General features: G+C 72.5%; 15 protein-coding genes. 13 read left to right on the forward strand and 2 right to left on the reverse strand.

Features of this window, described 5'->3' with window-relative positions; all coding sequences use genetic code 11:
• Positions 1–33: 33 nt before the first annotated feature.
• The gene (gene ligD, locus PV682_RS35615; RefSeq protein ID WP_319735892.1) at positions 34–915 is read left to right on the forward strand and encodes a non-homologous end-joining DNA ligase; all 882 of its coding nucleotides are present in this window, start codon (positions 34–36) and stop codon (positions 913–915) included.
• 123 nt (positions 916–1,038) lie between these two features.
• On the opposite strand, the gene PV682_RS35620 is transcribed toward ligD, so the two are convergent.
• Positions 1,039–1,842 (reverse strand): nuclease-related domain-containing protein, encoded by an 804-nt coding sequence (locus tag PV682_RS35620; RefSeq protein ID WP_319735893.1) that lies wholly within the window; start codon positions 1,840–1,842, stop codon positions 1,039–1,041.
• 161 nt (positions 1,843–2,003) lie between these two features.
• Between PV682_RS35620 and PV682_RS35625 the strand changes: the two genes are divergently transcribed.
• From PV682_RS35625 to PV682_RS35655, 7 genes are all read left to right on the forward strand, one after another.
• Positions 2,004–2,510, forward strand: coding sequence for a protein-tyrosine phosphatase family protein (locus tag PV682_RS35625; RefSeq protein WP_055719135.1), 507 nt, complete (start codon positions 2,004–2,006; stop codon positions 2,508–2,510).
• 198 nt (positions 2,511–2,708) lie between these two features.
• Positions 2,709–3,587 (forward strand): hypothetical protein, encoded by an 879-nt coding sequence (locus tag PV682_RS35630; RefSeq protein ID WP_319735894.1) that lies wholly within the window; start codon positions 2,709–2,711, stop codon positions 3,585–3,587.
• Positions 3,584–4,870, forward strand: coding sequence for a HAMP domain-containing sensor histidine kinase (locus tag PV682_RS35635; protein WP_319735895.1), 1,287 nt, complete (start codon positions 3,584–3,586; stop codon positions 4,868–4,870). Before PV682_RS35630 ends, PV682_RS35635 begins: the two co-directional genes overlap by 4 nt.
• A 92-nt stretch (positions 4,871–4,962) precedes the next feature.
• On the forward strand, positions 4,963–5,328 hold the full coding sequence (locus PV682_RS35640; protein ID WP_319735896.1) for an SH3 domain-containing protein: 366 nt from the start codon (positions 4,963–4,965) through the stop codon (positions 5,326–5,328).
• 41 nt (positions 5,329–5,369) lie between these two features.
• Positions 5,370–6,719 carry an FtsW/RodA/SpoVE family cell cycle protein gene (locus PV682_RS35645; protein WP_319735897.1) on the forward strand — a complete coding sequence of 450 codons (1,350 nt, stop codon included), beginning with the start codon at positions 5,370–5,372 and terminating at the stop codon, positions 6,717–6,719.
• A gap of 14 nt (positions 6,720–6,733) precedes the next feature.
• Positions 6,734–8,191, forward strand: a complete 1,458-nt coding sequence (locus PV682_RS35650; RefSeq protein WP_319735905.1) for a peptidoglycan D,D-transpeptidase FtsI family protein — start codon at positions 6,734–6,736, stop codon at positions 8,189–8,191.
• Positions 8,192–8,236: 45 nt separating this feature from the next.
• Positions 8,237–8,734, forward strand: coding sequence for a DUF3291 domain-containing protein (locus PV682_RS35655; protein WP_319735898.1), 498 nt, complete (start codon positions 8,237–8,239; stop codon positions 8,732–8,734).
• Positions 8,735–8,799: 65 nt separating this feature from the next.
• On the opposite strand, the gene PV682_RS35660 is transcribed toward PV682_RS35655, so the two are convergent.
• Entirely contained in the window at positions 8,800–9,675 is an 876-nt protein-coding gene (locus PV682_RS35660; protein ID WP_319735899.1) for a hypothetical protein, read from the reverse strand.
• Positions 9,676–9,810: 135 nt separating this feature from the next.
• On the opposite strand from PV682_RS35660, the gene PV682_RS35665 reads away from it, so the two are divergent.
• From PV682_RS35665 to PV682_RS35685, 5 genes are all read left to right on the forward strand, one after another.
• The gene (locus PV682_RS35665) at positions 9,811–10,749 is read left to right on the forward strand and encodes an AurF N-oxygenase family protein (RefSeq protein ID WP_319735900.1); all 939 of its coding nucleotides are present in this window, start codon (positions 9,811–9,813) and stop codon (positions 10,747–10,749) included.
• 69 nt (positions 10,750–10,818) lie between these two features.
• Positions 10,819–11,469, forward strand: coding sequence for a TetR/AcrR family transcriptional regulator (locus tag PV682_RS35670; protein WP_319735901.1), 651 nt, complete (start codon positions 10,819–10,821; stop codon positions 11,467–11,469).
• A 49-nt stretch (positions 11,470–11,518) separates the two neighbouring features.
• On the forward strand, positions 11,519–11,824 hold the full coding sequence (locus PV682_RS35675; protein WP_109363181.1) for a hypothetical protein: 306 nt from the start codon (positions 11,519–11,521) through the stop codon (positions 11,822–11,824).
• 60 nt (positions 11,825–11,884) lie between these two features.
• A complete protein-coding gene (locus PV682_RS35680) occupies positions 11,885–12,319 on the forward strand; it encodes a VOC family protein (protein WP_319735902.1) in 435 nt (144 codons plus the stop codon).
• Positions 12,320–12,506: 187 nt separating this feature from the next.
• Entirely contained in the window at positions 12,507–13,538 is a 1,032-nt protein-coding gene (locus PV682_RS35685; protein WP_319735903.1) for a C40 family peptidase, read from the forward strand.
• Positions 13,539–13,633 lie beyond the last annotated feature (95 nt).

Below are 13,633 nucleotides of genomic sequence, written 5' to 3' on the forward strand. Positions count from 1 at the left end.
CCATTAACCACCGTTTTGCGTGATTCTTATCGTATGACGCCTATCACCTCCGTGGCCGGGCGGCGGCTCGCGATCGGCAATCTGGAGAAGGTGCTGTACCCGGCGGACGGCTTCACGAAGGGCGAGGTGCTGCACTACTACGCGACGATCGCGGACGTCCTGCTGCCGCACCTGCGGGACCGCGCCGTCTCCTTCCTGCGCTACCCGGACGGCGCGGCCGGCCAGGTCTTCTTCACGAAGAACGTCCCGCCCGGCACCCCCGACTGGGTCACGAAAGCGCAGGTCACACGGTCGGACGGGGCCGCGCGGATGGTCGTCGTGCAGGATCTGCCGAGCCTGATCTGGGCGGCGAACCTGGTCGCCGAGTTCCACACGCACCAGTGGACGGTGACCCGCCCCGGCCTCGCCGACCGCCTGGTCCTCGACCTCGACCCGGGCGCGCCCGCGGGCGTCGCCGAGTGCTGCCGGGTCGCCCTGTGGCTGCGGGAACGGCTCGCGGCGGACGGCATCGAGGCGTACGCGAAGACGTCCGGCGCGAAGGGCCTGCACCTCCTCGCGCCGGTCCGCGACGCGTCCCCCGATCAGGTGAGTACGTACGCCAAGCGGCTCGCCGTCGAGGCCGAGGCCGCCCTCCCCGGCCTCGCCGTCCACCGCATGACCCGCGCCCTGCGCCCCGGCAAGGTCTTCGTCGACTGGAGCCAGAACGCGGCCCGCAAGACGACGGCCACCCCCTACACCCTCCGCGCCCGCCCGGAGGCCACGGCCTCGACGCCGGTGAGCTGGGAGGAGGTGGCTCAGTGCCGGGGCGGTCTGGTCTTCCGCGCCGGGGACGTCGTACGGAGGGTGGAGGAGTACGGGGATCTGCTGGCACCGCTGTTCGAGGCGGGGCGGGCGGGGGGCGTACCTGAGGGGTAGTACCGGGGAGGCAGGCCCGGGGCAGCACCCAGGGGGTAGTACCCAGGAGGTACCTCCCAGGTATCCCCTACCCGAGGCGTACCCCTCGCGTATCCCCTACCCGAGGCGTACCCCTCAGGTCCCTCACACCCTCCCCCACGTCCCCCGGTCCCGGGCCATCGCGTGCAGCGCCTCCACATCCGCCGGCTTCAGCACCCCGCCCTGCCGCCCCAGCCCGGGCAGCGCGTCGTCCCGTAGGACCCGTACCTCTCGCAGGGGAGCCGTGACCCGGACCTCGGTCGCGCCGACGAGGGCGAGGACGGGGCGTACCTCCGCGGTCAGGGCGTACGACGCGCGCGCCGCGTCCGCGCGGACCCGGCGCAGGAGGGGCTGGGCGTCGCGGCGGCCCAGGGTGACGTGCGGGTCGGCGACGAGGACGCGCTGTCTGCGGGCGTACACGGAGTGCACCGCGTACAGCCCGCCGGGGCCGATCGCGAGGTGGTGGAGGCGGTCGCCGCCGGGCAGGGGGACCGAGTGGAGGGTGTGCCAGCCGGCGCCGTCGAGGGCGTCGAGCGCGTCGCCGACCGCCTGCTCGGCGGCGAGGGCCCGGCGGCGGGGGTCGGGGCGCAGGCGTGAGCCGGCCGGCGGGGTGCGGTCGAGGGCGATCAGCAGGGCCTCGCCGGGGCGGTTGGGGGCGAGGTCGTCGTCGGGGTGGAGGGCGAGGAGGGCCAGTTCGGCGGGGGTGGGTACGGGGGGCGGGCCGACGGTCACCGGGCCGGTGAGGAAGGGGGCCAGCGCGTCCAGTACGTCGGTTCTGCGGTCGTCGCTCAGCAGGTTGACCCTGGCGGCCTCACGGTCGTACCAGGCGATGTTCCTTCCGTCGGCCAGACAGACGTAGAGCCGTTCCTGGCCGTGGCGCCAGGCCGGTACGACGCGCAGTGCGGTCATGCACCATCACCCCAGGGACCATGGGAACAGGACCGGTACGCCAGGGGCAAGAAGGCGGTTACCTTTGGCGCGAGTTGGGCAGGCCACTGGCAGATCCCTATGCACACGTCCCGTAATACCTACGAGGTACTCCAGGCGAGCGCGCGTTTGGGGAGGCGTTGTTGCGGACCCGCAGGAAGCAGCCCGATGTACCCGCCCCCGACAGTCCGTGGAACGAGATCGTGCCCGGGCTGTGGATGGGCGGACACGAGTTCCGGGGCCGTTCCGGGCATGTGGAACGGGCCGTCGTACGCGATCAGTTCGACCTGGTGCAGACGTTGCTGCGGTTACCGGGGTACGGCCCCGACGCGGGCGTCGAGCACCACATCTGGGACATCCCCGACGGCCCCCTCGACGGCACCCAGCTCGCCGGTGTCATCCGCCTGGCCCGGGCGGCGAGCGAGGCACTCGACGAAGGGCGCCGGGTATTAGTGCGGTGCTACCACGGCTACAACCGCTCCGGCCTGGTCGTCGCCCACGCCCTGGAACGCCGGGGCTACGGCGCGGAGGAGGCCATCCGCCTGATCCGCTCCCGCCGCTCGCCGTGGGCCCTGCACAACGAACTGTTCGTCGAGTATCTGCGGGCGGGGCTGTCGACCGCCCGGCTGCTGGAGGAACTGGCCGAGTGAGCAATCGTTTCGCCTGAAGGCCCGGCGGTCGCTTCAAGGCCCGGGCGGCGTCTCAAGGCTGGGGTCGCCTCAAGGCCGGGGGCGGCCCCGTGGTACGCCCCCTCTTGCCCAACCCTTGGTCCAGTCCAGTACGCAAAAAGGACTTCCGCACGAATAAGGTGAACGGGATCAGTGTTCAGTGCGGCATGCAGGAGTCCCTTGAGTCTCGCCCGGCGTCTTCGTCTCGTGCTCGTCGTCGCCCTGGTGGGGGCGGCGGCGGTGGGGTGCGGTGATGCCGGTGGGCTGCGTGGGGCGGGGCCGACCGCGACGGCGAACAGTCCGGAGCGGCTGTGGCCGCAGATCAAGCCCGCGTCGAGCCCGGCATGGGACCTGGACGAGGCGGAGACCCACGTGGTCCAGGGGGTGACCGTACCGGGGGACGACATCCGGCGCGTGAACCCGGTCGCGGTCGTCCGGGCGGAGATCGCGTCCGACCCGAGCGACTACGCGGGAGCGCAGGCCCCCTACCGTGACACCAACCGGCTGATGAAGGCGTGCGGGACGGCCGGCAAGGGCAAGTGCCCCGTACTACAGCCCTACTACCGGGACCTCACCGGCGACGGGAAGCCCGACCTCACGCTCGGGTTCCGGCTGAGCCCAGGCGACCTCACCGCCGTACGCGTCTACACCGTCGAGTCGCACCGCCTGGTCCAGGTGATGGCCTGGGAGGACGCGGTCAGCGCGGTGGAGCTGGCCGGGCGGTCGGTGATCATCCGGTCGCCCTCGGACCTCGCGGACTACGAGTACCGCCTCCAGTGGACCTGGGACGCGGAGCAGAAGGCGATGCTCCTCACGCACGACGAGATGCTCCGCACGGACGGCAGACGCCAGCCGAGCGGGAAGCGGCACGGCATGCCCGCCGCGACCCCGCAGCCCCTGCCCTCGGCAACGGCGACGGGCACGGGTTCGGGTTCGGGTTCGGGGGCCGCGTACGTAGTACCCGGGACGTACGGAGAGGACGAGTACGGAGCTCCCCTCCCGACCTTGTCGCCGGTCCCGTACCCCCCGTACCCCTCCAGTCCCACGAGCCCCGCATGAGCCCCCCGCGCCTCATCCGCAACCCCCGCTGGACCCGCACCCTCGCCTTCAAGGCCGCGGCGTTCATCACGGTGATGTGCTGCGCGCTGGCGACGATGCTCGGCGTCCTCGTGCACGTCCAGGTGACGAACCAGACCGTCGGCCAGTCGAGGGACGTCGCGCTGTCGAAGCTCGCGGACGCGACGGACGCGTACGAGGCGGGCGACGCGCTGGCGCCGAACGCGGGCGTGGACCCCGAGGGGCTGCCCAAGGAGCTGAAGGCGCTGGCGGCGGCGGGTGAGCGCGGCACGATGGTCGCCGACTACCGGGGCCGCCCGCTGATGTGGGCGGCGGGCCCGGCGGCCGGCGGCCGGGCGCTGGCGGTGGCCGTCGAGTACGGCCAACAGGCGCGCACGATCGAGGCGTTGGACAACGCGATCCTGTGGTCGTCGGGCCTGGCGATCGGCGTGACGCTGCTGGTCGGCGCGGTGGCGGTGGCGCGGGTGACCCGGCGCCTCCAGGCGACCGCGCAGGTCGCGCGCCGGATCAGCGCGGGCGACCTGGACGCCCGGGTCGGCGACCCGCTGGCGAAGGAGACGCGGCAGGACGAGGTCGCCGCGGTGGCCGCCGCGCTGGACCGGATGGCGGCCTCGCTCCAGGGCAAGCTGCTGAGCGAGCAGCGCTTCACGGCGGACGTCGCGCACGAGCTGCGCACCCCGCTGACGGGTCTGCACGCGGCGGCGGAACTGCTGCCGCCGGGCCGCCCTACGGAGCTGGTCCGCGACCGGGTCGCCGCGCTGCGGACGCTCACCGAGGACCTGCTGGAGATCTCCCGGCTGGACACCGGCAAGGAGCGACTGGACGTCGGCGCGGTCGAGTTGGGGGCGCTGGCGCACCGGGTCGTGGCGGCGTCGGGCGGGGCGGCCGAGGTGGTCGTCGTCGAGGACCGGGTCGTCGAGACGGACCGGCGGCGCCTGGAGCGGGTGCTCGGCAACCTCGTGTCGAACGCGCACCGGCACGGTTCGGAGCCGGTGGTGGTGACGGTGGACGGGCCGGTGGTGACGGTCCGGGACCACGGCGGGGGCTACCCGGAGTACCTGGTGCTGCACGGGCCCCAGCGGTTCCGTACGGAGGGCGGGGCGCGCGGGCACGGGCTGGGGCTGACGATCGCGGTGGGGCAGGCGGGGGCGCTGGGCGCGCGGCTCGCGTTCGGGAACGCGCCGGACGGCGGGGCCGTCGCGACGCTGACGCTGCCGTCGGGGCTGTCGGGGTCGCCGGGGCCGTCCCCGGCTGGCGCAATCTGAAGGGCAGTCCACCCCTTTTGCCCCCTACCGTGGCGTTAGTCCGTCTAATACCCGGCCTGGGCCGGACCCGCCCCTCTCCCGGAGGAACCGCCATGCGCTCCACCCTCACCCGCCTCGGTATAGCCGGTGCCACCGCCGCCCTCGCGCTCGCCGCCGCTGCCGTACCGGCCGCCGCGAACGACGACTGGGGACACGGTGGTCACCACCACCACGACAACCCGCGCCTGTACAAGGGCGTCGTGACCGCGAACGGCGGACTCGTCCTGCGCAGCGCGCCGAACCGGGGCAGCGCGGTCATCCGCGTAGCTCCCCAGGGTGAGGTGGTGACGATCTTCTGCAAGACCCCGGGCCAGCCGATCCAGGGCAACCCCCTGTGGTACCTGCTCACCGACGGCACCTGGGCCTGGGGCGCCGCACGCTACATCGACAACATCGGCCCGGCGCCGCGCTGGTGCTAGCCCCGGGCTCACGAGGAGCACCATTTGGGTAGGTTCCGGACATGACGAGCGCCGGTATCGGTATCCGGGCCGGCACGGCCGCCGCCGACGCGGCCGGACGGCTCCCCCGGCGCCGTGGCGTCGAACTCTGCCTGCTCGTCGTCGCCGTCCTGCTCTGCGTGTCGGGCTACTGCGCCGTGGGGCTGGCCAGGACCGGCTCGATCCCGCCCGGCGCCGCCACGCACGGCGCCGGGCTCGGCGCGCTCGCCCTGTGCGCGCACCTCGCGGTACGGCTGCGCGCCCCGTACGCCGACCCGCTGCTGCTGCCGATCGGCGTCCTGCTCAACGGCATCGGCCTGGTCCTCATCCACCGCCTCGACCTGGAGACCCCGGGCGAACACGCGGCTCCGGCCCAACTCGTCTGGTCCGCCTCGGGAGTCGCCCTCTTCACCCTCGTGGTCCTGGCGCTGCGCGACCACCGGGTCCTGAAGCGGTACGCGTACGTCAGTGTCGCCGCCGCCCTCGCGCTGCTGACGCTGCCGGTGCTGTTCCCGGCCGTCAACGGGGCCCGGATCTGGCTCAGGATCGCCGGATTCTCCATCCAGCCGGGGGAGTTCGCGAAGGTGCTGCTCGCCGTGTTCTTCGCGGCCTACCTCGCGGACAACCGCACGGCGCTCGCGTACGCGGGCCGCCGGATCTGGTTCATGCAGCTTCCAACAGGCCGTGTTCTGGGGCCGATCGTGGCGATCTGGCTCATCAGCGTCGGCGTCCTGATCCTCGAACGCGACCTGGGCACCTCGCTGTTGTTCTTCGGCCTGTTCGTGGTGATGCTGTACGTCGCGACCGGCCGCACCGGCTGGATCGCCGTCGGCCTGCTGCTCGCGGCGTTCGGGGCGGTCGCCGTCAGCGCGCTCGAACCCCATGTGCACAGCCGCGTCGAGGACTGGCTGCATCCGTTCGCGTCGATCGACGCGGGCCTCGGACCCGGCCAACTCGCCCAGTCCCTCTTCGCGTTCTCGGCGGGCGGTGTCCTCGGCACCGGCCTCGGGCTCGGCCACTCCGTCCTGATCGGCTTCGCCGCGAAGTCCGACTTCATCCTCGCGACGGCCGGCGAGGAGCTGGGGCTCGCGGGCCTGTCGGCACTGTTCGTCCTCTACGGCCTGCTGGTGGAGCGGGGTTACCGCGCGGGCCTCGCGCTGCGCGACCCGTTCGGCCGCCTGCTGGCCGTCGGGCTCGCCTCGATCGTCGCGCTCCAGGTGTTCGTCATCGCGGGCGGCGTGACCGGGCTGATCCCGCTCACGGGCATGGCGATGCCGTTCCTCGCGCAGGGCGGCTCCTCGGTCGTCACCAACTGGGCGATCGTCGCGCTGCTGATCCGGCTGAGCCACGCGGCAAGGAAGGGCGACCGGTGAAGAGCGACCTCCGCATGACCCGGCACATCCGGCACGCCGCCGTCTTCTCCTGCCTCCTCCTGCTCGCCCTCCTGGTCAACGCGGCCCGCGTCCAGGTCGTCCAGTCCCCCGCGTACGACGGCAACCCGGCCAACCGCCGCGCGGACATCGCCCGTTACGCGAAACCGCGCGGCGACATCCTGGTCGACGGCTCCCCGGTCACCGGCTCCCGGGACACCGGGGAGCAGCTCCGCTACGAACGCACGTACCGGGACGGCCCGTTGTACGCGCCGGTGACGGGGTTCTCCTCGCAGCGGTACGGGACGACGCTCCTGGAGCACAGCGAGGACCCCGTACTCTCGGGCGCCGACCCGTCGTTGTCGTCGTTCCCCCTCATCGACGGCGTCACCCGGGCCCGCCCGGCCGGGGGCCAGGTCGTGACGACCCTCAACCGCCGTGCGCAGCGGGCGGCTTACGAGGGTCTCGGCGGCCGGAAGGGCGCGGTCGCGGCCGTCGAGCCGTCCACGGGGCGGGTGTTGGCGCTGGTGTCGACCCCGTCGTACGACCCTGCCGCGCTCTCCGGGAACGGGGCCGCCGTGCGCCGGGCCTGGGCACGGCTGAACGCCGATCCCGATCAGCCGATGCTCAACAGGGCGGTGCGGCAGACGTATCCGCCGGGGTCGACCTTCAAAGTGGTCACCGCTGCTGCCGCGTTGGACGCGGGGATCGTCAACGACCTTGACGCGGCGACCGATTCGCCCGCGCCCTACACGCTGCCGGGGACGACGACGAGTCTCACCAACGAGGGTTCGGGGTGCGAGGACGCGCCGCTGCGGGCCGCCTTCCAGTGGTCCTGCAACACCGTGTTCGCGAAGCTCGGGGTGCGGGTGGGGGTGCGGGACATGGTGGCGACGGCGGAGGCGTTCGGGTTCAACGACCCCGGTGTGCGCATCCCGTTCGCGGTCGCGGCGTCCACCTTCGACCGGACCGTGGACCAGGCGCAGCTGGCGCTGTCGTCCATCGGGCAGTACAACACGCGGGCCACGCCGCTCCAGATGGCGACGGTCGCGGCGGCCGTCGCCAACGGGGGGCAGGTGCGCGCGCCGTACCTCGTCGAGCGGACGACGCGGAAGGGGGGCGCGACCGTCTCGGCCGCCGGTTCCCGTCCGGCCCGTCAGGCCATGTATCCCTCAACGGCCTTGCGGCTGCGGGAACTCATGGAGGACGTCGTGCGCGAGGGGACCGGGACCAACGCGGCGATCCCCGGCGCGGTCGTCGGCGGCAAGACCGGCACCGCGCAGCACGGCGTCGGCAACTCCGGTACGCCGTATGCCTGGTTCGTGTCGTGGGCGCGGGGTGAGCGGGACATCGAGCCCCGGGTGGCGGTCGCCGTCGTCGTCGAGGACGGGTCGGCCGACCGGGGCGACATCAGCGGCGGAGACGTCGCGGCACCGATCGCACGGGCCGTGATGGAGGCCGTGCTCACTTCGTGAGACGGGGGGTGTTCCGGGGTACGGCTCCCGACCTACCGTTCGGTCATGACCTCCCACGAACTCGCCCAGGTGAACATCTCCCGGCTCAAGTTCCCTTTGGACTCACCGGAGTTGAAGGACTTCGTCGACGCGCTCGAACCCGTCAACGCGGACGCCGACGCGGCGCGGGGGTTCGTGTGGCGGCTCCAGTCGGACGGCGGGGACGCTACCGACATCCAGGTCTTCGGGGACGAGTGGCTCATCGTCAACATGTCGGTGTGGCAGGACACGGACGCGCTGACGGCGTTCATGTACCAAGGGCGGCACCGGGAGTTGCTCCAGCGACGACGTGAGTGGTTCGAGAAGGTCGTGGAGGCGATGACGGTGCTGTGGTGGGTGCCGGCGGGCCACCGGCCGACGGTCGCCGAGGCGGAGGCGCGGCTGCTGCACCTGCGGGCGAACGGGCCGACGCCGTACGCGTTCACGCTGCGGACGTCGTTCGCGGCGGGGGCGCACGAGTCGGTGGCGCGGGAGGTGCCGGAGGAGTCGGGGTGCGGGGTGTGAGGGTGGCGGGTGGTGCGGTGCAGGTACCCGGTACTACCCGGGTAGGCCCGTGCCGCCCCCGTACCTCAGAGCGGCTGCCGTGCCTCCTCGCGGACCTTCAGCGTCGTCTTCGCCGCCGCCTCCATGTCGATGTCCTCGGCCTTCTGGGTGAGGGTCTGGGGTGAGACCTCCGCGACGGTGGCGCCCGTGTTGCCGTCGACCCACGCGCAGACGGGGTACGTCAGCTTCGTCCCGAGCTGTTCCTGGGCGACGACCTCGCAGGTGATCGTCGTGTCGGCGCCGGGGAGGTCGAAGTCCTGGGGCCGGACGACGACGGTCGCGTTGTCGGCCTCGCCGACGCCCTTCATCATGGCGGCGCGGGAGGCGGCGGTGTCCTTGAAGCGTCCGTACATGCCGGAGATGACCAGGCTGCCCTTGGTCTGGTCGCCGCCGGCGTCGTACTGGCCGACCTTCGCCTTCACGTCGCGCGCGTTCCAGGCGCCGCTCTCGCGCTCGATCTGCCGGCCCAGCGTGCCGGACATGTCCTGGGCGAACCGGTACTTCCCGTCGAGGAGTGTCTTCGGCAGCGTCAGCTGGTACTTGGCCTGCGGGAACCCCTTGTCGGAGCCGCCGACGACGATCAGGGAGACGACGGCGACCGCGAGCAGGACGAGGACGGAGCCGATGATGCCGAGGACGATGCCGGTGCGGCGCCTGCGCGGGGGCGGCGGCATCGAGCCGGGGGCGCCCCAGGGCTGCTGGCCGTAGGGGGGCGTGCCGGGCTGTTGGCCGTACGGGGTACCGGGGTAGGGGGTACCCGGGTAGGGGGTCTGCTGCGGCTGCCCGTAGGGGGTCCCGTACGCGGGCTGCCCGTAGGGGCCCGGCGCGGCGGGCGGCTGCTGACCGTACGGGTTCGGCTGCTGCGGGCCGTACGGGCCCTGGGGCGGCGGAGGCGTGGACACGCCAGAAACCGTACTCCACCTGGGGGATGCCCCCGGACCGGGGAGGTACGGGTACCCCCTGGGATGTAGACGGGTAGTCAACAAGTACTGCACGGGGGATTGACGGCCTTGCTGACAAGCAATCTCATAAGTGCCATGACGACCCTCACAGAGACCGACGCCGTCGACAGTCTGCGGGACGCCCTCGGGCTGCTCAAGGACCGCGAGCAGGTGGCCGAGCGCCTCCTCGCCTCTTCCGCGAAGCACTCGTTCGACCCGGACAAGGAACTCGACTGGGACGCGCCCTTCGAGGACGGCAAGTGGTTCTGGCCGCCGGAGCTGGTGTCGCTGTACGACACCCCGATGTGGCGGCGGATGAGCGAGGAGCAGCGCATCCTGCTCTCCCGGCACGAGGCCGCCGCGCTCGCCTCGCTCGGCATCTGGTTCGAGCTGATCCTGATGCAGCTGCTGGTGCGGCACATCTACGACAAGGCGGCGACGAGCGCGCACGTGCGGTACGCGCTCACCGAGATCGAGGACGAGTGCCGGCACTCCAAGATGTTCGCGCGCCTCGTCACCCGGGGTGACACCCCCTGGTACCCCGTGAGCCGCGCGCACCACACCCTCGGGCGGGTCTTCAAGACCATCTCCACGACGCCGGGTTCGTTCACCGCGACGCTCCTCGGGGAGGAGGTGCTCGACTGGATGCAGCGCCTCACGTTCCCCGACGAGCGCGTGCAGCCGCTGATCCGGGGGGTGACGCGGATCCACGTCGTCGAGGAGGCCCGCCATGTGCGGTACGCCCGCGAGGAGTTGCGGCGGCAGATGCTCACCACTCCGCGCTGGTCGCGGGAGTTCACGCGCGTGACGTCCGGGGAGTTCGCGCGGGTGTTCTCCGTCGCCTTCGTCAACCCCGAGGTGTACACCAACGTCGGGCTCGACCGACGGGAGGCCGTCCGGCAGGTACGGGCCAGCGGGCACCGGCGTGAGGTCATGCAGAAGGGCGCCGGGCGGCTGACCGAGTTCCTCGACGACATCGGCGTACTGCGGGGTGTCGGGCGGCGGCTGTGGCGGTCCTCCGGGCTGCTGGCCTGAGGGTTCGCCGTGGTACCCGGGGCTTCACCGTCTAATACCCAAGGGGGACAAACGGTTACGCTGCACGTCATGCCGCCCCCCGCCGAACCCGCCTACCGTCGCCTCAGTGTCGAGGAGCGGCGCAGTCAGCTGCTCGACTCCGCGCTCACGCTCTTCGCGCACCGGGCTCCCGAGGACGTCTCCCTCGACGACGTCGCCGAGGCGGCGGGGGTGTCACGGCCGCTCGTCTACCGGTACTTCCCCGGCGGGAAGCAGCAACTGTACGAAGCGGCTCTGCGCTCCGCCGCCGAGGAGCTCCAGCAGTGCTTCGACGAACCCCGCCAGGGCCCGGTCCTCGCGCGGCTCGGGCGGGCGCTCGACCGGTATCTCGGGTTCGTCGACGGGCACGACGCCGGGTTCAGCGCCTTGTTGCAGGGCGGGAGCGTGGTGGAGACCTCGCGGACGACGGCGACCGTGGACGAGGTGCGCCGGGCCGCCGCCGAGCACATCTACCGGCACCTGGACGTCGTCGATCCCGGGCCCCGGCTGCGGATGACGGTGCGGATGTGGATCACGGCCGTGGAGGCGGCGTCGCTGATCTGGCTGGACGAGGGGAAGGAGCCCCCCGCGCCGGAGCTGCGGGACTGGCTGGTGGAGCAGTTCGTGGCGGTGCTCACGGTGACGGCGGGGCGGGACGCGCAGACGGCGGCGGTCCTGGAGGCAGTCGCGGAGCGGGAGTGACCGCGCCGCGCCGGATGCCCTCGGTCCGCGGGTGGCCGAGACTGGTGCCGTGAAGAGCCAGAACACCCCCTTCGAGGGCGGGCCCATGGACGGGCGTTCCCTCCCCGTCCTCCTCGGGCCCACCGGTCATCCGCCGAAGACGTACCGCATCCCCGTCCCCGACAGTGCGGGCGGGCCGCCGACCGTGCTCGTCTACCGGCGGGTGCCCCGGGGGCACAGCAAGCGGCTGGGGGTGCCCACCGGGTGGAAGTACACGTACGACCCCGACGGCAAGGGCGGGTCGCCGAAGCCTCGGTGGCCCTGGTCGAAGCCGGAGAAGCCGGAGAAGGGGGCCGGGGAGGGACCCACGGGGTGACGGGGTGAGCCGGGGAAAATCGTTCCCGGCGCAGCTCACGGCCTTGCTAGGGTGCGGCCGATGCCTACGATCAGACAAGTCCAGGTCACTTTCGACTGCCACGAGCCCGAGCGGGTCGCCCGCTTCTGGTGCGAGGTACTGGGGTATGTCGTACCGCCCCCACCTGAGGGTTACGCCACCTGGGCCGACTACGAGCACACCCTCCCGCCCGAGCGCCGGGGCGCGAGCTTCGTCGCCATGGACCCCGCGGGCGCCGGGCCCCGCCTGTACTTCCAGCGCGTCCCCGAGGGCAAGGTCGTCAAGAACCGCGTCCACCTGGACGTCCGCGTGGGCACGGGCCTGGTCGGCGCGGAACGCCTGGCGGCGCTGGAGGCCGAACGCGACCGCCTGATCGCCCTCGGCGCGGTCTGCGAACGCGTCCTGCTCGCCGACGAGTTCAACGAGTCCTGCATCGGGATGCAGGACATCGAGGGCAACGAGTTCTGCCTGGACTGAGACGCCACGGGCACGACCGGCCACGACGGACCCGCACGCGCCCACCCGCCACGCCGCCCCCGCTCCCCCATGACGCCCACGGGTGACGCCATTGCGCCGAACCGCTCACCTCCAGCGCGCGCCGCCGGGCCCCGGCACCCATGCTCGCCCTGCGGGGCGGAGATGCCGGCCCGCTGGAGGTGACGGTATGTCAGGGCGGTTGCTGCGGTTGGCCTGTACGGCGGCACTCGTGGCGCAGGTCGCGCTGGTGCCGGCCGTCGCCGTGGGCGCGCCCGAGCCCCCCGAGCGCACGGTCGCCGAGCTGCTGACGGAGCTTCAGCGGGTGTACCGCGAGGCCGAGTCGGCGACCGAGGCGTACAACGCGACCGAGGAACGGCTCAAGAAGAAGAGGGCGGAGGTCGCGAAGCTGGACGCGGAACTCGTCCGCGCGCGCCTCGCCCTCGACGGCAGCCGGGACCTCGCGGGCCGGCTGGCCCGGCAGCAGTACCAGTCCCGCAGCGACATCTCCCCGTACGTACGGCTGTTGCTCGCCAAGGACCCCCAACGCGCCCTGGACGAGGGCCACATCATCGGCCAGCTGGCCCGCGACCGCGCGTCCGCGACGACCCGGCTGGCCCAGGACGAGCACCGCCGGGACACCGTGACCCGCACCGCCCGCACCGCCCTGGACGCCCAACTCGCCCTCACCGCGCGCAAGAAGAAGGCCAGGGACGACGTCCGCAGCCGCCTCGACGCCGTCCAGAGACTCCTCGCGACCCTCACCCCGGACCAGCTCACCCGCCTCGCCCGCCTCGAACGCGCCCAAGTCGACGACCGCCAGCGGAAGTTCCTGGCGGACAACGACCTCGCCGGTCCCGACTCCCCCACCTCGCCGGAGGGCGAACAGGCGGTGCGCTACGCGATGGACCAGGTGGGCAAGCCGTACGAGACCGGCGCGGCGGGCCCGGCCGCGTACGACAACTCGGGCCTGGCGGCGACCTCCTGGGGCCACGCGGGCGCACGGATCCCCCGTACGGCGAAGGAGCAGTGGGCGCGGCTGCCGAGGGTCCCGCTGAAGCAACTCCGCCCGGGGGACCTGGTGTTGTACCACCCGGAGGCGACGCACGTGGCGGTGTACGTGGGGAAGGGCAAGGTCGTCCAGGCACCCGGCCCGGGCGGAGAGGTGAAGGTCACCCCCATCGCCACGGCTCCCGTGCTGGGAGCGGTACGGCCGGTCTAGATGATCGATTCCAAGGGGTCTGTGATCAGTGGTCGTAAGCGGTCAGTGAGCGAAGGACGGGCTGGCCGGTGTGGTCGTTGTGCCAGATCGCGGCG

This window comes from Streptomyces niveiscabiei, assembly GCF_033794345.1.
In the GTDB taxonomy this organism is placed as follows: domain Bacteria; phylum Actinomycetota; class Actinomycetes; order Streptomycetales; family Streptomycetaceae; genus Streptomyces; species Streptomyces niveiscabiei.